The sequence below is a fragment of the Klebsiella sp. P1954 genome (assembly GCF_018199955.1).
Lineage (GTDB): Bacteria > Pseudomonadota > Gammaproteobacteria > Enterobacterales > Enterobacteriaceae > Klebsiella > Klebsiella pneumoniae.
Genome location: NZ_CP073373.1, coordinates 3,870,073 through 3,887,079, shown reverse-complemented (window position 1 = coordinate 3,887,079; position 17,007 = coordinate 3,870,073). Strand labels below are relative to the sequence as shown.

The following is a 17,007-nucleotide window of genomic DNA, read 5'->3' as shown; positions in this document are numbered from 1 at the left end:
AAGCCGGGAATTCCCGGCTTTTTAACGTCACTTAATTATAAACTAATTCCCACGTTGCCCAGCTGGTAATCGGCCCGCTGGTGGCGCTTTTCGGCGTTGGCGAAACATAGCCAACGTAATAGGTGAACAGGCCGCCGCTGACCGCGCTTTCCTGCAAACGCACCTGATTTTGCTGCGGGTCCGCCGGGACAATTTTATTACTCTTATCCAGAGTATTATTATCGTTAGTCGATAGCGCCAGATAAATATTCTGCGCTCCATCCGGCAAGGTATTGGCCAGATACCCGGCGTTTTCGTTACCGACCGCCGTCAGTAAAAAACCATCGACCCAGCGCACGCTGACCCGACGCACCTCATCCTGCGAGGCTGCCCCACCATCATGGCGCAGCTGGCAGTTTGACAGTGCCAGGGTAAACGGCTGCGGTTTCATAAACGCCCCGGCACCGCGATCGTGGACTTCCGCCAGGCTGACCGGCGCCAGCCAGACATTACCGCTGCCGGCATGCTGGCCGCCGTTTAGCGCGACGCTACAGGAAATATCCGTCACCCGCCCGGCAAAATCGACCCGTCCGCGATCGTAATTGGTCTCAAAACCCCACGCCGAGGGGGCGGCGAGGCTGCCGCAAAATAGCAGCCACGCGATAGTGTTTTTCGGCAATCCCTTCATTCCCCCTCCCGTATTAATCGTACGTCAGGTTAAAGATCATATGCGACTCCACCTCGCCGGTGCTGGTCGTCGGGCCATACTGATAAAAACGCGCGTGCAGCGGTATGGTGATGTAGCGGGTCTCCTGATTATTCAAGCGGCCGACGGTGTATTTCTTATTAAACTGCAGCGGGGAGCCATCCTTCAGCACCTGGATGCCAATGCCTTTCGCCATCCCGCTGCCGGCTTTTTCATTCAGCAAGGCGCCCATGGTAGCGGTAGTGCTGGTGGCCAGGGTACCGGAGAACGAGGTGCTAATGTTGGCATATCCCGTTTCACTCAGGCCGCCGCTGCACTGCAGGTCGATATTAAAATCCTTCCCGCCGGCGGTGGTGCCGACCCCTTTCAGGTCGGTGCGCCGGATGGAACCCACATCGACATTCATATTTTTCCCGCTCAGCACCGAACAGGAGGGCGAGACCACGGTGATGGCGTTGGCGCTCAGATAGGTTTCGAGGATCGGGTTACCGCCGCTCTCCCAGTCGTAGGAGGTGTACTTACCCGCCGCCAGGGTGCCGCTGCCGGTGGTTGCCGCGGTTTTGATAATCTCCAGCGTAAAGCGCGACCCTTCGAGGGAATAGTTGGTGGTGTTATATACCCGGGACGAAAAGACGTCGGGATAGACGATATTTACCGTTGCGCCGCCGCGGCTGAAACGCATGCCGATTCCCGGCACGTTGGTGGAGTAGATTTTATTTCCAAGGTCCGTGGCCCCTGGCGACACGATCTTCGCCGCAAAGCGGTTGGTGCCGGAAGTACAGCGATAGCTTGCCCCGCCGGGAGCGCTCATCGTCCAGTCGCGGGTAAGGATCACCGAGCCCACCGGCAGATCCGGGGGCACCACCACCCTGCCCACCACCATGTCCAGCATCACCGTTGGCGATGAGAGACGCGTACAGGAGGCCCAGGACGAGGTGGTTCCCAGCGCCATTAAGACGATAAAAAGCGTTAGTAATTTCCTCAGCGACATACGCTATCCTTTGTTGTTTGCTGTCCCAGATCCACCGAACACTGCCCGCCGCTCCACTTCACAATCGCGCGTTTGGCGTTCGCATCGCTGATAAACATCATGCTGCCCTGGCCGACAACGCCGATCTCCTTGCCGTCGGGGGAGAAAATACTTGCCGCAAACGGCAACGGCTCGTGGTTCGCCTGGCGCGCCTGCAGGGTGAGGTTGTTCTGCACCTTAGTGCCGAACGCGACCTTAACCACGCTGCCTTCCCACGGCACAACCTGCGCCACGGTGCGATCGAAGGCCACGTCGTCATGGCTGCCTTTCGGGTCGATTTCCACGGTGTTAATCCGGTACGGGCGCAGATACGGCAGGATGGCGTAACCATTGCTGTCCACACGGGTGCCCGGCGATCCCGGAAGCATCGCCCCGGCCGCGTCTTTGGCTTCAATCAGGGCCATCGTCGAGCCGCTTTCCGGTGAGAGCACCACGCCGCCGCTGTGGGCGATCATCGTCCCGCTGGCGCCAATGCCGCTCTGACGATAGCCTTCGCCCTGGCTGTAGCTGCCGTTGAGGGTGGTCCATGGCGTACGGTAGCTACCGTTGAGCGCCACATCATGCTGACCGCCGGTGGCGGTGGTGGTCGACACGCCGTAGTTAAGGTTGTTTTCACTGTCCAGCGAACCGTTGATACCAATCTGCGAGCTGGCAAAGCGCGAGTTATTGAACGAGGTGTTCGACGTCAGGTTGGCGGTGCGGTTATCGCCAAACCACAGCGGGTAGCTGAAGTTGAGTGAAATACGATCGTCGCGACGATGACCGGAGCTGTCTGGCGTATAGACGCGCTGCGCGCTCGCCGACCAGGAGAGACGACCAAATGAATTGTTGTAGCTGACCTGATACTGCTTCTCGGTCCCGGAGCGGTTCCAGTAATCGGAGATACGGCCGCTGAGATAAAACCCGCCCCAGCCGTCCGGCAGGTTCTGGTTCACCGTGAAGGTCATGCCGTTTTTTTGCCGCCACAGGGTGTAGTTGCTGCGACTATTTTTTTCCTGATCGACGGCGTACAGCGCGTCGTTGAGGTTGTAATAACCTTTCGTCGAGTAGCGATACGCCGCCAACACGATGCTGGTCTGGGTATCGGTAAACATGCGGTTAAAGGTCGCGCGATAGCTCTGACCCGAGTCATCATGGGCATCGCTCTTCAACCGCGAATGGGTGACGTCAAAAGAGAGCGCGCCGATGCCGGTGTTCATCCCTGTCCCCACCAGGAAGGCCTGATAGTCGTCAAAACCGGTGACCCCGGTGTAGCCGGTCAACAGATTGTTGATCCCGTGCTGCCAGGTCGCCTGATAGAGCATCGGCTTGTAGCGCAGCGCGCTGTCGTCCACTTTACCGGCGGAGAGCGCGTAGCGGGTCATTCCCGGACGCAGCAGCTGGGCGACGGAGGCGTAAGGCACGCTAAACACTTCTACCGAGCCATCCGCTTCTTTCACCGAGACCTCAAGATCGCTGCCATAGCCGGAAGGATAGACATCCTGCAGGGTAAACGGTCCGGGCGGAACGGTGGTCTGATAGATAATATTGCTGCCCTGGCGCACGGTGACGAGGGCGTTGCTCTGCGCCACGCCGCGAATTTCCGGAGCATACGAGCGCATGCCGTCCGGGAACATATTGTCATCGGTGGAAAGATTAACCCCGCGCAGACCGATGGTGTCGAAAAATTCACCATTGGTGAAAATCTGCCCGCCGCTGACGATGGAGTTGAGCTGTGGGATAGGGCGCTGGAGATAGGTCTGGTTGCTGTTCCAGTGCGCTTTACCCTGCTGCTGCTGCCAGTTCAGGTTGCCGATGTGCTTCAGCAGCCAGCCGTCCCACGACAGACCGGCGTTGACGCCCAGATAGGCGCTGCTGTTATCCGACCCGCCCACCGAAGAGGTATGGCTGTTCCAGGCGTTCGCCATCCAGCCAAGATTGAGCGCGGTAATACCTTTGTCCCAGAACTCCGGGCTGACATAGTTTTTCAGGCGTTGATCTTCATAGATCTGCGGTACCGAAATGTTCAACCGCAGGGAGGACTGGACCAGGTTGTCTTTGACGTTTTCTTCGTTGCGCCAGGATTTGAGGCTACCGCAGTAGCCCTCCTGCTCGCTCAGCTGCGGATTGAGCTTTTCCGCCGCGATGCCATATTGGGCCAGCATCGCTTTGGTGTAGCAGACGCCCAGCCGACCATCTTTATCGCGCGCGATGCGTAAATCGTAGCGCCCTTTCCACTCGTCGTTGGTGTAGACGTCAAGGGAGTAAGTGCCTTCGGTAATCGCGCTGGTCGAAAAGCGCGACAGATCGACCTTTTCGCGACTGCCGACAATAAAGCCGTCGTTAAACTGATATACCGTTCCCGGGTTTTCCTGTCCGCTGGAAAATGGCGGAAAGCAGCACAGCGCGATGGCGATCGCGGTGCTTAATCTTCCCGGGCAGAATGACCTCTGCTTCATTAGCTTTTCCCTTATTTAACGGCCACTTTCACTGCGACATCGGCGCCATAGTCATTAATGTTGTTAACGGTCAGGGTTTCGCCGCGGTTGACGGCGGAGGAGAGCGCCACCGTCTGGCTGGACTGCGGCGCCAGCATCACGGTTTTACTGTTCAGGGCTTTACCGCCGTCGCGGGAAATACGGCTGACGGTAATGTAGAACGGCGTCGGGTTGTTGATGGCGAGACTACTGCCGCTGGCGGTCAGGGTCAGCTTCTCGGCCGCCGCATCGCGGTTGCCCAGTCCGGCAGGACGATAAATAAATTTAAAGCGCGAACGGATCGCCAGCTGCAGCACGTTCTGGCCTTCATTTTTCTGATTGGCCACCACCGGCGGAATTTCCAGCAGATTCAGCCACCACAGCGTCTCTTTATCTTTCGCCAGACCGGCGCTGCTGCCGAGCTTAATACGCAGCGTCTGGCCGCTCTTGGCGTCAACGCGCGAAATCGGCGGGGTGATAATAAACGGGGTGGTAATGGTATCCGGTGTGGCATCGGCATCGCCGTTATCCAGCCAGGCCTGCGCCAGCGCCGGACGGTCGGCGTTATTTGAAAGCTGTACCGTTATTTCTTTTTCATTTCCTGGATAAATAAAGCGGGTACCGTTAACAATAATATTGTTGGCATGGGCCGCAAAACTAAAAATGAAACAGAAAAAAAGGGCAATACGCTTCATGCTGACCTCAGAATAAAAATACAAGCGGCGGACATTGCCGCTTTATTATTGTTATTAACTGCCCCATCGCGGGGCAGTTTTATTTTCTGACGGAATTACTGGTAAGTAATTTCGTAAGTCGCGTAGCTATTAACCACACCGGTGGTTACCGTGGTCGGCGCGCTGGTGGCGTAGCCTACGTAGTAGGTGAAACGCGCGCCATCAGCTACAGCGGAAGCGTCGCCTTTCGCTTTCGGCTGAGTGCTGTCACCCGGGATGATTTTGTTGGTCAGCGCGGTAGCGTTGTCAGTAGACAGCACCAGCTGGATGTTCTGAGCACCGGAAGCTTCGGTGTTCGCCAGGTAGCCCTGTTGTTTGCTGGTTGCGCCAGCCAGCAGGTTACCGCCGGTCCAGTTCACGCCCAGTTTGCTTACGTCATCCTGTTTAGTGCCATCAGCAGCCTGGCAGTTAGAGACGTCAATGGTGAAAGATTTCGGTTTCAGGTAAGTATCCGCTGCTGCCGCTTTAACTTCAGTCAGGGTTACCGGAGACAGGTAAACGTTCGCATCGCTGCCCTGGCCGTTAACGGAAACAGTACAGGATACATCGGTAACTTTACCGAAGAAATTAACCTGGCCGCCGCCAACATTGGTATCAGCTGCATGGGCAGCAGTCATGCCAAAAAACGCGGTTGCCATTGCTGCAGAGAGAAGAACCTTTTTCATTGCCATTTCCTTGTCAGAGTGAATTACGAATCAATGAGCACACTGTGAATTCGCATAGAACCAGAAACATCAGGCGATGCTGATTTATGCCACTGCTAATAGAATCTTCGACTGACCGGGAGCCGCAATATTTAAGGCGTCAGGTAACGAACCTAAAAATATAAGTTCGCTGGTGCTATCGGCGTCAAAGAATGCTATTTATTCGCCGACAAATATACATTTGTTCACGTTTCATTAAGTTATATAACAGATAACCATCGACTATTAATAAACAGTCATTGATAGATGAAAACGCGAGGGTGGTTATTTACAGCGCAGCAAGCCTAACGCCAGAGCGAGAGAAAGTGACCGCAACAGCATGCAGAAAAAGCCCTCGGAAGGCCATCGCGATAAGTCTGAATCTGCCTTTGCGGTGGTGAAAACAGCACCAAACCATTCACACAACGAATGGTGAAAGCATGAATGAGGCGCATTCCTCTCCCTGAACAAGGGCAGCCCATGTGATACCCCCTTTCAGGGGCAAATCATTAATTCATTGTTTTTAAATTAAAAAATAGATAAACGATCATGTTTACGCCATCAAACCGCCATAAAAATGTGATCTAAATCGCACTTTTTGCCACGCGCGTTATAGTTAGCAGACTTATTATAAGTCCATCGAAAGCAAACATGCTTTCCACCATAAAAGTTAAAAGGACAAACACCATGAAAAACGTAAAATTACTCGCCGCTGCCGGTATGCTCTCCCTGGTCTCTTTCGCTAGCTTCGCTCATCCGGTGAGCGTGACAGCAGACACCCTGGACAGCGCAGAAGCGAAAATCGCAACCATTGCGAAAGAACAAGGCGCTTCCTATCACATTACCGAAGCGTACACCGGCAACCAGGTCCATATGACCGCCGAGCTGTCTAAATAAGCGAATGGTTGCAGAGGGAGCTGCCGGACAGGCCGCCTGCGGGTGGCTGGTCTGGCTCCCGCCGCCCACCCCGCACGCAGCAATGTCGAGCCCCGTTACGGGGCTTTTTTCGTTTTTGCTCCCGCCGCCTGACGCGCCAGCGCGCGCTGGATAGACAGCACGCTCGCCAGCACCACGATCAATCCCATCAGCGCCATCCCCTGGATCTTTTGTCCGAGGAATATCCATCCCAGTACCACGGCGGTCACCGGGCTCAGCAGACTCATCGCCGACACGGCCACCGGTGAGAGGCGGCCAATCCCCCGAAACCACAGGCCATAGGCCAGCATGGCGCCCGCCAGGCACAGCCACAGATAGCCGGCCGCCTGCAGCACTGTTACCTGATGCAAAGGAGGGTCAACGATCAGCGCCACCGGGGCCAGCACCACCCCACCGATCGTCAGCTGCCAGCCGGTCAGCGCGACGATCGGCAGGGAGAGCGCCCAGCGCCGGGAGAGCCAGGTGCCCAGCGCCATACTGATCGCCCCGAGAAACGCAGCGCCGATGCCCAGCGGGTCGAGGACGGTGTGCGGCGACAGCAGCAGCATGGCCATACCGAGTATGCCGGCGATGGCGGATAACACGGCCAGCCAGGGCGAGCGCTGCCGGTCGACGCACCAGGCGAGGAGCATCACCAGCAGCGGCTGGATCGCGCCGATCACCGCCGCCAGCCCGCCGGGTAAGCGATAGGCGGCGATAAACAACAGCGCCTGAAACGCGCCGATATTTAAGATGCCGGTAACGATCAGCTTTGCCCATTCGCCGCGCTGCGGAAAACGACGGCTCCAGATCAGCAGGGCGATACCTGCCGGCAGCACCCTCAGCAGCGCAGCAATAAATGGGCGGTCAGGGGGAAGAAACTGGGAGGTGACGATGTAGGTCGTCCCCCAGATAGCGGGCGCCAGCGCGGTGAGCAGCAGGTCGAGAATCAGATTACGTGAGAGAAAAGCCATGATTTTATCTTCACTTCAAGGTAAATTAGTGAGTGAAGTATGTACCGCCAAGTATCTTGATATCAAGACAAGTGAGCACTAATGGACAAATCACCGCCGATCGACGCCGTGGATCGCATCCTAGCCCAGTGGCAGCGGGAACGGCCAGACCTCGACTGCAGCCCCATGGGGCCGATAGGTCGCCTGAAACGATGCGCTATGCTGCTGGAGCCGCAGGTGGAAGTGGCCTTTACGCGCCACGATCTGGTGCGCTGGGAGTTTGACATGCTGGCGACGCTGCGGCGCGCCGGAGCGCCTTTCGTACTTTCGCCCACCCAGCTCTTCTCCACGCTGATGATTACCTCCGGCACCATGACCCATCGTCTGAAGGCGCTGGAGAAACGCGGGTTTATTACCCGCCTGCCCAATCCGGAGGATGCCCGCAGTATGCTGGTCGCCCTGACTTCCGCCGGACGCGAACGGATCGATGCCGCAGTGGAAACCCACGTCGACAACGAACGGCAACTGCTGGCAGGACTCAGTGACGGTGAACGCCAGCAGTTGGATCAGGCGCTGCGGGTGTTGATGCGACTGCTGGAAACGGGCTAACAGCCAGCGGCGATAAAGTCGCCGTTGGCGCTGATCGGCACCACGCTGAAAAACAATCCCACGGCAAAGAGGATCAGCGCCAGACCGCCGAGGATCTTCATCAGCGGAACCAGCCAGGGCCGCGGGCGGTGATTCGTGGCCAATCGTTTGACCGTCCGATGGCGCGCATAGTGAACCAGTAGCGACAGACCGAGGATCGAGAGCGCGGTGCCCAGCGCCATGCTCATCACCGCGGCGATGCCCCAGCTAACAATCCCCAACGCATTGGCGAATAATAAAATCATGATCGCCCCGCTACAGGGCCGAACGCCGATAGCCAGCACCACGCCAAGGCGCGTCTTCCAGTCAGCGCCCTGCAGATCCTGCCCCACGCCGTGATGGCCGCAGCCGCACGAGGCGTCATGCTGATGCGCTGGCGTCAGACGGCGAATCACCTGTTTTGTCGGCCACAGGCTTTGCAGAGCGCGAAAGATAACATAAGCCCCAAAGACGCCGATGGTCAGGGCGCTGAGCTTCTCGACGTACCAGCGGCTGGCGCTAAGATCGCCGGCGGCCAGATTCAGCCCCACCGCAAGAATAAAGACAAAGAGTATCGCAGTGACGCCCTGCAACAGGCTGCCGAGAAAGGGCACCACCCGCGCCGCCGTCAGGCTCTCCTGATTGGTGCTCAGGTAGGTCGTCACGATAAATTTACCGTGTCCCGGTCCGACGGCGTGCAGCACGCCATAGAGAAAGGCCCCCACCAGCAGCCAGATACCGCCGCTGTACTGATGGTTATTCAGCAACAGAAGGTACATCACCAGATAGCGATGCAGGGTAATTTGGGTGGCGAGACACCACTGGAGAAAGTCACCCCAGTGGCTGTGCAAGGTGATAGCGGCGGCCAGCAGTAGAAGGCCGCCGCACCCGGCCGCCAGCAGGCGCCAGTCGCGGAGCGCAATCGGAGTCGTCATCGTTATACCATTGTAGTAAACGTAAACCGCCTGACAGCAACTTTACGACAGGCGAGCGAAGGTGTCAGCGCTGAAGGGTGAGGAATTTGTCGAAGCTGTTCACGGGATTGTTCGTAGTCACCAGGCTCCGCATTATCTACCGATCGCTATCTTCCCGACACCGTATTAGCGCAGAATGCCTCAATATCTTGAGCATACCACAGCTATATCTTTTTATGCGTTATTGGTTACCAATACCTTTTAACAGGAATAATTACTCAAAAAATCACAGATAAAAATAAATAAGTTATTTCTTGGCGAGCATTTTTTGTCAGTTATTATGCTGCGCTTCCGGCAAGAATATTCTTTAACTGCTATTTATTGTACTCTTCAGCAGGATCACTCCCATGAAAAGAGGCTTACTTACCCTGGTTACTGCTGCCATCGCTTTCCGTACAGGCCACCTGGCGCAGCGACAAGCGCCAGGTGGCACGTGACGAAAAGTGGTGAACCGGCAGGCTTCGGCGTATCCTGGATGTGAGTCCTTCCCACGCCGAAGCGAGTATTCCAACCCGCCGCCAGACCGTGTCGCAATACTTACCTGTCCTCTACTACCTCCCATTGATATCTTCCTGTATACGTTGACCGTGACGAGTTTTCATCTCATTCAACCGCATGTACCAGATTAAGCTTACCCGTTGAAATACGGCGTAATGTGCTCTATTACAGACAATGCTATTATCACCAGGCTTTTTGCAGTATGGTTTAATCACTGTTGTAGTTTTGCAGTGAATGCTATCCAGACGACTTAAGGTTGTATTTTGTCTGAGAAATTTCTCATGCCATTCCCGAAGGTTGTCGGCGAGGGAGGCTGGTTTACTGGGGTGACATTGCCCAGTAAACAGGCAATCAATCATGACGGCATTGATAGCCGCCTTGCCGTGGCCGGAAGCCCAAGCCTTCATCATCATGCGGGTATCATCAAGAGGATCAGGGATGTACAGGACGTGGAAACCCCCAGGAAAGATTCATCAGTTCAGCCAGCTCACCCTTTCTTTACCCTTCAGATCGCGGCCTCTTATCGTTAGCAATGGAGCTAGCCCATGATACCGCTCGCGCTCGTAGCAAATTAAAACGTTATCACCACGCTGTTTCAAAATAAAAAGGCAGTCAAATTTAACAATGACCTGACGCAGGCTCGGAAAACCAAAAATATGCCTGCAATAAAAGGGAAAACCATGACGAATAACGCCGACATAAAAAAAAGGAACTTCCTGACTCAGAATGAAATTGAGTCTTTACTTAAAGCGGCCGATACCGGTCCTTATGCTGCACGTAATTATTGCCTGACGTTACTGTGCTTCATCCATGGTCTGCGCGCCAGCGAGATCTGTCGTCTACGAATATCGGATATCGACCTTGCTGCCCGATGTGTTTACATCCATCGGCTTAAAAAAGGGTTTTCGACTACCCGCCCGTTGCTGGATAAAGAGATCTACGCCCTAAAGCGCTGGCTGGCCATTCGCAGCAGCTGGCCGCAGGCCGCCAGCGAATGGCTGTTTCTCTCCCGCAAAGGTAATCCCCTTTCCCGCCAACAGTTTTATCAGATTATCGCGTCCTCAGGGGGACTGGCGGGGCTGCCACTGGAGATCCACCCGCACATGCTGCGGCACTCCTGTGGCTTTGCGTTGGCGAATATGGGAATCGATACCCGCTTGATACAGGATTATCTCGGGCATCGCAATATCCGCCACACCGTCTGGTATACCGCCAGCAATGCGGGACGCTTCTATGGCATCTGGGACAATCCCCGTGACAAACAGCGATCGTCGCTGATCCAATAGCCTTGACGCCACGGATGGCGTTGTATCGCGATCGGTCGACAAATTAAAATATTCATGATTATTAACCCTGCGTTAATTAGGATTACTGTTCCCACAAGTTCTTATTTAATCCTTATTACTGAGAGTTAATATAACCCTGCGTTTACTCAGGAATTAGACTGGGTATTTATTGGTGGGAAAAATTTCCGCGGCTGTGTTTTTAATAACGGCTGGTAGTGAAAAATATCCTTTCATTTTATATACCTGGCGGCAACCCGCACAGATACTATTGAGCCGATGATTAAAATCTTTAAAATTAAGAATTATCACCCGACGATATTTTTAGTGTCTGGCAATGTAATATGTTATCAATTCGTGATTAATCATCTTCACCCTGTACCGTTTTAGCATTACAGAACCTATTTCGTCATGGCGTATGGTTTCGCTGTGACGGTCATTCATACCTATTTTCAGGAGCAACTATTGTGAACCGACGTCGTTTTCTAACCGCCAAAGAAGTTCAGGCCATGATGCAGGCTGCTCGTCAGGGCCCTACCGGCGAACGGGACTACTGCCTCATTCTGCTGGCCTTTCGCCATGGCATGCGCATTAGCGAACTGCTGGATCTGCATTATCACGATCTGGATCTCCATGAAGGGCGGGTTAATGTGCGGCGATTAAAGAATGGTTTTTCGACGATTCATCCACTGCGTTTTGATGAGCGCGAGGCGATTGAGCGCTGGAGCCTGGTCCGTGCCGGCTGGAAAGCGGCGGACAAAACGGACGCACTGTTTATCTCCCGCCGCGGCACCGCGCTCTCCCGCCAGCAGGCGTATCGTATTATTCGCTCCGCCGGGGAAAATGCGGGTACCGTCACGCACACTCACCCCCATATGCTGCGTCACGCCTGCGGCTATGAACTGGCGGAAAGAGGGACAGATACGCGTTTGATACAGGATTATCTAGGACATCGCAATATTCGTCACACAGTACGTTACACCGCCAGTAATGCGGCACGTTTCGCTGGCATCTGGGAAAGAAATAATCTTTTAGAGGAAAAAGACCAGAAGACGAAAAATGAAATAACAGATTGATTTTAAAGAATTAAAAAAATAACGAACAGATCAATTGGGGCCAAACTGTTTATATCATAAAAATGTTTTGACATATTTTGCAACTCACTGCGCCATATTTCCGCAAAAAAAAATCACATCTCATTGATTATTATCTATTTTTAAACCTGCAATTACTCAATTTTCTCTAACCATATCTCTGCTGCACCGGCGATCCGTCGCCAACGCCATCGCTATTCCTTTCGCACCCCCTCCCACCACACCAGATTATATTACCATAAAAACCAAATTTGGCAGAATTTAAAACCACAGAATACCAGGTTGACACAAAATACAGATCATTTATCCCAACGAGTCAAAATGGCCCCAATTGTCTCATCGGTTGGGCGAAAACTGTGCAGAGCCGGCAGCCGGACCACTCGGCTGAAATCTGAAATGCCTGGAAGGCACAACGGCTGCCAATCCGGTTCGTTATTTCGACATCGTTCAAAGGAAAACAGTATGAAAATCAAAACACTGGCAATGATTGTTGTGTCAGCCCTGTCACTGAGCTCCACGGCAGCTCTGGCCGATACCACCACGGTCAACGGCGGGACCGTGCATTTTAAAGGAGAAGTCGTTAATGCGGCCTGTGCGGTGGATGCCGGCTCTATCGATCAAACCGTTCAGTTAGGCCAGGTGCGTTCCGCGAAACTGGCCACGGCGGGGAGCACCAGTTCGGCCGTCGGTTTCAACATCCAGCTGGATGATTGCGACACTACGGTAGCCACCAAAGCGTCCGTCGCCTTCGCCGGTACGGCCATCGACAGCAGCAATACCACCGTTCTGGCCCTGCAAAACTCTGCCGCCGGCAGCGCAACCAACGTCGGCGTGCAGATCCTCGACAATACCGGTACGCCACTGGCACTGGACGGCGCCACCTTCAGTGCTGCGACCACGCTGAATGACGGCCCCAACATCATCCCGTTCCAGGCACGTTACTACGCGACCGGCGCAGCGACGGCTGGTATAGCGAACGCGGATGCCACGTTCAAAGTGCAGTACGAGTAAGACCCGAGTCAGGCAGGGAAGCTATTCGGGCCAGGAGGGCCCGCTCTCTATTTTCAACCGGAGTGAAACGATGCAGGGAATGAAATCTGGTCTGCTGCTGCTACTGCCTCCGCTGGCGCTGGCCGGTAATCATTGGAACGTCACGCTGCCGGGGGGCAGCATGCGTTTTCAGGGCCTGATAATGGCGAGCTCCTGCCGCGTCGAAGCCGGCGATCGGCAGATGACGGTCAATCTGGGGCAGATCAGCAGTAATCGATTTCATGCTGTCGGCGAAGACAGCAACCCAATCCCTTTCGCGATTCATTTACAGGATTGCAGTACGGCGGTCAGCCAGCATGTGGGTGTGACCTTTCACGGCGTGGCTGATGGAAAAAACCCCGACGTGCTGTCGGTGGGTGAAGGTCCGGGGATCGCCAGTGGGATCGGTATTGCGCTATTCGACAGCCAGGGCCAGCAGCTCCCGCTCAATCGTCCAGCGGATCGCTGGATATCACTCTACCGCGGACCGACGACGCTAAATTTCGTCGCCAAATATCGGGCGACCGGACGCCAGGTCACCGGCGGTGCAGCCAATGCCCAGGCCTGGTTCTCATTGACCTATCAGTAATTAATCCGCAGACAAACAGGACAACACGGTGAGCAGACAAGGAGATAATGTGAGAAAAACGGCAACGATGGCGCATGGCTTACTGGCAGGATGTGTGCTTTTCGCCGCCAGTATCTTTAGCGCCAGCGCGCAGGCGGGCGTTGCGCTTGGCGCGACCCGGGTTATCTACCCGGCGGGACAGAAGCAGGTCCAGCTCGCGGTGACCAATAATGATGACAACAGTACCTGGCTTATTCAGTCATGGGTGGAAAATGCCGATGGTCAGCGAGACGGCCGGTTTGTCATCACTCCTCCGCTGTTTGCCATGCAGGGTAAAAAAGAGAACACCCTGCGCATTATCGACGCCACAAATAACCAGCTGCCGCAGGATCGGGAAAGTCTGTTCTGGATGAACGTGAAGGCGATCCCTTCGATGGATAAATCAAAGCTCAGCGACAATACCCTGCAGCTGGCGATTATCAGCCGCATCAAGCTCTACTACCGTCCGGGAAAACTGGCCCTGCCTCCGGATCAAGCGGCGGAAAAGCTGACCTTTAGCCGTAGCGGATCGTCGCTGACGCTGACGAACCCCACCCCCTATTACCTGACGGTGACCGAACTGAACGCCGGGACACGCATTCTGGAGAACGCCCTCGTACCGCCGATGGGCAAAACCAGCGTCAAGCTACCCGCGGATGCCGGGAACACCATCACCTATCGCACGATTAATGATTACGGCGCGCTGACGCCGAAAATGAATGGCGTGCTGCGCTAACCCAGAAGCGCCCCGCCGCGCGGGACACGCTGCGCATGACCAGAAGCAATGACAGCCGGGCAACGTCGGACCGGAGGGATAATGTCACATCGGAAATATGGACTGGATCATTTAGGTTGCCGAACTGCCCGGCGCCTGGTATCTCCGGCGCTGGCGCTGTGGCTCTGCTCACAGCCGTTTGCCGCGCGGGCGGACCTCTATTTTAACCCCCGCTTTTTAGCTGACGATCCGGCGGCGGTGGCTGACCTGTCGGGATTTGAAAAAGGCCAGGAGGTTCCGCCAGGCACCTATCGCGTCGATATTTATCTCAACAATGGTTTTATGACCACCCGGGACGTCACTTTCCAGGCCGATGCCCAGGGTCACGGTCTGTCACCCTGCCTGACGCGCGGCCAGCTGGCGAGCATGGGTGTGGATACCGGTCGGGTGCCGGGCATGGCGACGCTGGACAGCACGGCCTGCGTGCCGCTGGCCACGCTTATCAGCGAAGCTACCACGCGCTTCGACGTCGGGCAGCAACGCCTGTACCTCACCGTCCCCCAGGCATTTATGGGTAACCATGCGCGCGGCTATATTCCGCCGGAGCTGTGGGATAACGGTATCACCGCCGGGCTGATTAACTATAACTTCACGGGCAATAACGCCCATAACACCACAGGTGGCAGCAGCCGTTACGCCTATCTGAATCTACAGAGCGGCCTGAACATTGGCGCCTGGCGTCTGCGCGATAACAGCACCTGGAGCTACAGCAGCGGCGGTAGCACCTCATCCAACGAGAATCGCTGGCAGCACGTTAACAGCTGGCTTGAGCGGGACATCACGCCTCTGCGTTCGCGACTCACCCTAGGGGACAGCTACACCAACGGCGATGTCTTCGACGGGATCAACTTCCGCGGCGCCCAGCTGGCCTCCGACGACAATATGCTACCGGACAGCCAGAAAGGCTTTGCGCCGGTGATCCACGGGATCGCCCGCGGCACGGCGCAGGTGTCAATCAGGCAAAACGGCTACGAAATCTACCAGAGCACAGTGCCGCCGGGACCATTTACCATCGACGATCTCTACGCCGCGGGCAATGGCGGCGATCTGCAGGTCACGATCAAAGAAGCGGATGGCTCCCGCCAGGTCTTCAGCGTGCCCTGGTCAACGGTGCCGGTTCTCCAGCGTGAAGGCCATACCCGCTTCGCCCTCACCGCCGGGGAGTACCGCAGCGGCAACAGTCAGCAGGAAACGCCCGATTTTTTCCAGGGCACGGTCATGCATGGCCTGCCGGCAGGCTGGACGCTCTACGGCGGCACCCAGCTGGCAGACCGCTATCGCGCCTTTAACCTTGGGGTGGGGAAAAACATGGGCTATTTCGGCGCCCTGTCGCTGGATATCACTCAGGCCAACGCCACCCTGGCTGACGACAGCGAACATCAGGGGCAGTCGGTGCGTTTTCTCTATAACAAATCCCTGGATGAGACCGGCACCAACCTGCAGCTGGTGGGCTACCGCTACTCTACCCGCGGCTATTATAACTTTGCCGATACCACTTACCGCCGGATGAGCGGCTACAGTGTGGAAACCCAGGACGGCGTTATCCAGGTAAAACCGAAATTTACCGACTACTACAATCTGGCTTACAGCAAGCGCGGCAAGGTGCAGCTGAGCGTGACTCAGCAGTTGGGGCGCACCGCCACCCTCTATCTCAGCGGTAGCCACCAGACCTACTGGGGCACCGACGATGCCGATGAGCAGCTGCAGGCCGGCCTCAACGCCGCCGTGGACGATATCAACTGGTCGCTAAGCTACAGCCTGACAAAAAACGCCTGGCAGCAGGGGCGCGATCAAATGCTGGCGATCAATATCAATATCCCCTTCAGCCACTGGCTGCGTTCCGACAGCCGCTCGGTCTGGCGGCACGCCAGCGCCAGCTACAGCCTGTCGCACGATCTCAATGGCCGCATGACCAATCTGGCGGGCCTGTACGGCACCCTGCTGGAAGACAACAACCTCAGCTATAGCGTGCAGACCGGCTATGCCGGCGGCGGCAACGGCGACAACGGGAGCACAGGCTACACCGCCCTCAACTACCGCGGCGGCTACGGCAACGCCAACGTCGGCTACAGCCGCAGCGATGGCTTTAAACAGCTCTATTACGGGGTCAGCGGCGGCGTGCTGGCGCACGCCAACGGCATCACCCTGAGCCAACCGTTAAACGATACCGTGGTGCTGGTGAAAGCCCCCGGCGCCGGCGGCGTGAAAGTGGAAAACCAGACCGGGGTACGCACCGACTGGCGCGGGTATGCCGTCCTGCCTTATGCCACTGAGTATCGTGAAAACCGGATCGCGCTGGATACCAACACCCTGGCGGACAATGTCGACCTTGACGATGCGGTGGTCAGCGTGGTGCCCACCCATGGGGCGATTGTCCGCGCCAACTTTAACGCCCAGGTGGGGATGAAGATCCTGATGACGCTGACCCATCGCGGCAAACCGGTGCCGTTTGGCGCCCTCGCCACCGGCGACAGCAACCAGAGCGGCAGCATCGTCGCGGACAACGGCCAGGTCTACCTGAGCGGGATGGCGCTGGCGGGCAAAGTGCGGGTGAAATGGGGCGATGGCCCGGACGCTCAGTGCGTGGCCGATTACCGTCTGCCGCCGGAGAGCCAGCAGCAGGCGCTCAGTCAGCTTTCGGTCGCGTGCCGCTAAGGAGATCAT

16 protein-coding genes are annotated in these 17,007 nt (G+C 56.1%); 9 read left to right on the top strand and 7 right to left on the bottom strand.

Annotated elements, in window-relative coordinates; translation table 11 throughout:
* Nucleotides 1-31 precede the first annotated feature (31 nt).
* The 5 genes from mrkF to mrkA all read right to left on the bottom strand — a co-directional run bounded on the left by mrkF (nt 32) and on the right by mrkA (nt 5,570).
* Nucleotides 32-667, bottom strand: a complete 636-nt coding sequence (gene mrkF, locus KB890_RS18745; RefSeq protein ID WP_002916122.1) for a type 3 fimbria minor subunit MrkF — start codon at nt 665-667, stop codon at nt 32-34.
* A 13-nt stretch (nt 668-680) separates the two neighbouring features.
* Nucleotides 681-1,676, bottom strand: a complete 996-nt coding sequence (gene mrkD, locus KB890_RS18740) for a type 3 fimbria adhesin subunit MrkD (RefSeq protein WP_004149659.1) — start codon at nt 1,674-1,676, stop codon at nt 681-683.
* Nucleotides 1,667-4,153, bottom strand: a complete 2,487-nt coding sequence (mrkC, locus tag KB890_RS18735; protein ID WP_004181211.1) for a type 3 fimbria usher protein MrkC — start codon at nt 4,151-4,153, stop codon at nt 1,667-1,669. The genes mrkD and mrkC overlap by 10 nt, the downstream gene beginning before the upstream one ends.
* A gap of 11 nt (nt 4,154-4,164) precedes the next feature.
* The gene (gene mrkB, locus KB890_RS18730; protein ID WP_000820818.1) at nt 4,165-4,866 is read right to left on the bottom strand and encodes a type 3 fimbria chaperone MrkB; all 702 of its coding nucleotides are present in this window, start codon (nt 4,864-4,866) and stop codon (nt 4,165-4,167) included.
* Nucleotides 4,867-4,961: 95 nt separating this feature from the next.
* A complete protein-coding gene (gene mrkA / locus KB890_RS18725; RefSeq protein ID WP_000756959.1) occupies nt 4,962-5,570 on the bottom strand; it encodes a type 3 fimbria major subunit MrkA in 609 nt (202 codons plus the stop codon).
* Between the two features lie 705 nt (nt 5,571-6,275).
* On the opposite strand from mrkA, the gene KB890_RS18720 reads away from it, so the two are divergent.
* Nucleotides 6,276-6,485 carry a YdgH/BhsA/McbA family protein gene (locus KB890_RS18720; RefSeq protein ID WP_002916131.1) on the top strand — a complete coding sequence of 70 codons (210 nt, stop codon included), beginning with the start codon at nt 6,276-6,278 and terminating at the stop codon, nt 6,483-6,485.
* Nucleotides 6,486-6,580: 95 nt separating this feature from the next.
* Here KB890_RS18720 and KB890_RS18715 read toward each other — a convergent pair whose 3' ends face one another.
* Nucleotides 6,581-7,477, bottom strand: coding sequence for an EamA family transporter (locus KB890_RS18715; RefSeq protein ID WP_004181213.1), 897 nt, complete (start codon nt 7,475-7,477; stop codon nt 6,581-6,583).
* Nucleotides 7,478-7,558: 81 nt separating this feature from the next.
* On the opposite strand from KB890_RS18715, the gene KB890_RS18710 reads away from it, so the two are divergent.
* Nucleotides 7,559-8,065, top strand: coding sequence for a MarR family winged helix-turn-helix transcriptional regulator (locus KB890_RS18710; RefSeq protein WP_002916184.1), 507 nt, complete (start codon nt 7,559-7,561; stop codon nt 8,063-8,065).
* Here KB890_RS18710 and KB890_RS18705 read toward each other — a convergent pair.
* Nucleotides 8,062-9,018, bottom strand: a complete 957-nt coding sequence (locus KB890_RS18705) for a nickel/cobalt transporter (RefSeq protein ID WP_020324914.1) — start codon at nt 9,016-9,018, stop codon at nt 8,062-8,064. The genes KB890_RS18710 and KB890_RS18705 overlap by 4 nt on opposite strands.
* Before the next feature lie 818 nt (nt 9,019-9,836).
* On the opposite strand from KB890_RS18705, the gene KB890_RS27750 reads away from it, so the two are divergent.
* From KB890_RS27750 to KB890_RS18675, 7 genes are all read left to right on the top strand, one after another.
* Nucleotides 9,837-10,085, top strand: a complete 249-nt coding sequence (locus KB890_RS27750) for a hypothetical protein (RefSeq protein ID WP_002916186.1) — start codon at nt 9,837-9,839, stop codon at nt 10,083-10,085.
* Between the two features lie 150 nt (nt 10,086-10,235).
* On the top strand, nt 10,236-10,841 hold the full coding sequence (gene fimB, locus KB890_RS18700; protein ID WP_022631422.1) for a type 1 fimbria switch DNA invertase FimB: 606 nt from the start codon (nt 10,236-10,238) through the stop codon (nt 10,839-10,841).
* Between the two features lie 464 nt (nt 10,842-11,305).
* A complete protein-coding gene (gene fimE / locus KB890_RS18695) occupies nt 11,306-11,914 on the top strand; it encodes a type 1 fimbria switch DNA invertase FimE (RefSeq protein ID WP_002916189.1) in 609 nt (202 codons plus the stop codon).
* A 480-nt stretch (nt 11,915-12,394) separates the two neighbouring features.
* Nucleotides 12,395-12,943 (top strand): type 1 fimbrial major subunit FimA, encoded by a 549-nt coding sequence (fimA, locus tag KB890_RS18690; protein ID WP_002916190.1) that lies wholly within the window; start codon nt 12,395-12,397, stop codon nt 12,941-12,943.
* A 70-nt stretch (nt 12,944-13,013) separates the two neighbouring features.
* Entirely contained in the window at nt 13,014-13,550 is a 537-nt protein-coding gene (locus KB890_RS18685; protein ID WP_004174507.1) for a type 1 fimbrial minor subunit FimI, read from the top strand.
* A gap of 67 nt (nt 13,551-13,617) precedes the next feature.
* Nucleotides 13,618-14,304, top strand: a complete 687-nt coding sequence (locus KB890_RS18680; protein WP_004144024.1) for a fimbria/pilus periplasmic chaperone — start codon at nt 13,618-13,620, stop codon at nt 14,302-14,304.
* Between the two features lie 81 nt (nt 14,305-14,385).
* The gene (locus KB890_RS18675) at nt 14,386-16,998 is read left to right on the top strand and encodes a fimbrial biogenesis usher protein (RefSeq protein WP_004181217.1); all 2,613 of its coding nucleotides are present in this window, start codon (nt 14,386-14,388) and stop codon (nt 16,996-16,998) included.
* The last annotated feature ends 9 nt before the right edge of the window (nt 16,999-17,007 follow it).

Excerpts from the sequence above, each read along its gene's own strand:
- KB890_RS18710 (WP_002916184.1), top strand. The coding sequence starts at position 7,559 with ATGGACAAATCACCGCCGATCGACGCCGTGGATCGCATCCTAGCCCAG.
- mrkF (WP_002916122.1), bottom strand. The coding sequence starts at position 667 with ATGAAGGGATTGCCGAAAAACACTATCGCGTGGCTGCTATTTTGCGGC.
- KB890_RS18685 (WP_004174507.1), top strand. The coding sequence starts at position 13,014 with ATGCAGGGAATGAAATCTGGTCTGCTGCTGCTACTGCCTCCGCTGGCG.
- KB890_RS27750 (WP_002916186.1), top strand. The coding sequence starts at position 9,837 with ATGCCATTCCCGAAGGTTGTCGGCGAGGGAGGCTGGTTTACTGGGGTG.
- fimA (WP_002916190.1), top strand. The coding sequence starts at position 12,395 with ATGAAAATCAAAACACTGGCAATGATTGTTGTGTCAGCCCTGTCACTG.
- KB890_RS18675 (WP_004181217.1), top strand. The coding sequence starts at position 14,386 with ATGTCACATCGGAAATATGGACTGGATCATTTAGGTTGCCGAACTGCC.
- mrkB (WP_000820818.1), bottom strand. The coding sequence starts at position 4,866 with ATGAAGCGTATTGCCCTTTTTTTCTGTTTCATTTTTAGTTTTGCGGCC.
- mrkC (WP_004181211.1), bottom strand. The coding sequence starts at position 4,153 with ATGAAGCAGAGGTCATTCTGCCCGGGAAGATTAAGCACCGCGATCGCC.
- fimB (WP_022631422.1), top strand. The coding sequence starts at position 10,236 with ATGACGAATAACGCCGACATAAAAAAAAGGAACTTCCTGACTCAGAAT.
- mrkD (WP_004149659.1), bottom strand. The coding sequence starts at position 1,676 with ATGTCGCTGAGGAAATTACTAACGCTTTTTATCGTCTTAATGGCGCTG.
- KB890_RS18680 (WP_004144024.1), top strand. The coding sequence starts at position 13,618 with ATGGCGCATGGCTTACTGGCAGGATGTGTGCTTTTCGCCGCCAGTATC.
- KB890_RS18715 (WP_004181213.1), bottom strand. The coding sequence starts at position 7,477 with ATGGCTTTTCTCTCACGTAATCTGATTCTCGACCTGCTGCTCACCGCG.
- KB890_RS18720 (WP_002916131.1), top strand. The coding sequence starts at position 6,276 with ATGAAAAACGTAAAATTACTCGCCGCTGCCGGTATGCTCTCCCTGGTC.
- KB890_RS18705 (WP_020324914.1), bottom strand. The coding sequence starts at position 9,018 with ATGACGACTCCGATTGCGCTCCGCGACTGGCGCCTGCTGGCGGCCGGG.
- mrkA (WP_000756959.1), bottom strand. The coding sequence starts at position 5,570 with ATGAAAAAGGTTCTTCTCTCTGCAGCAATGGCAACCGCGTTTTTTGGC.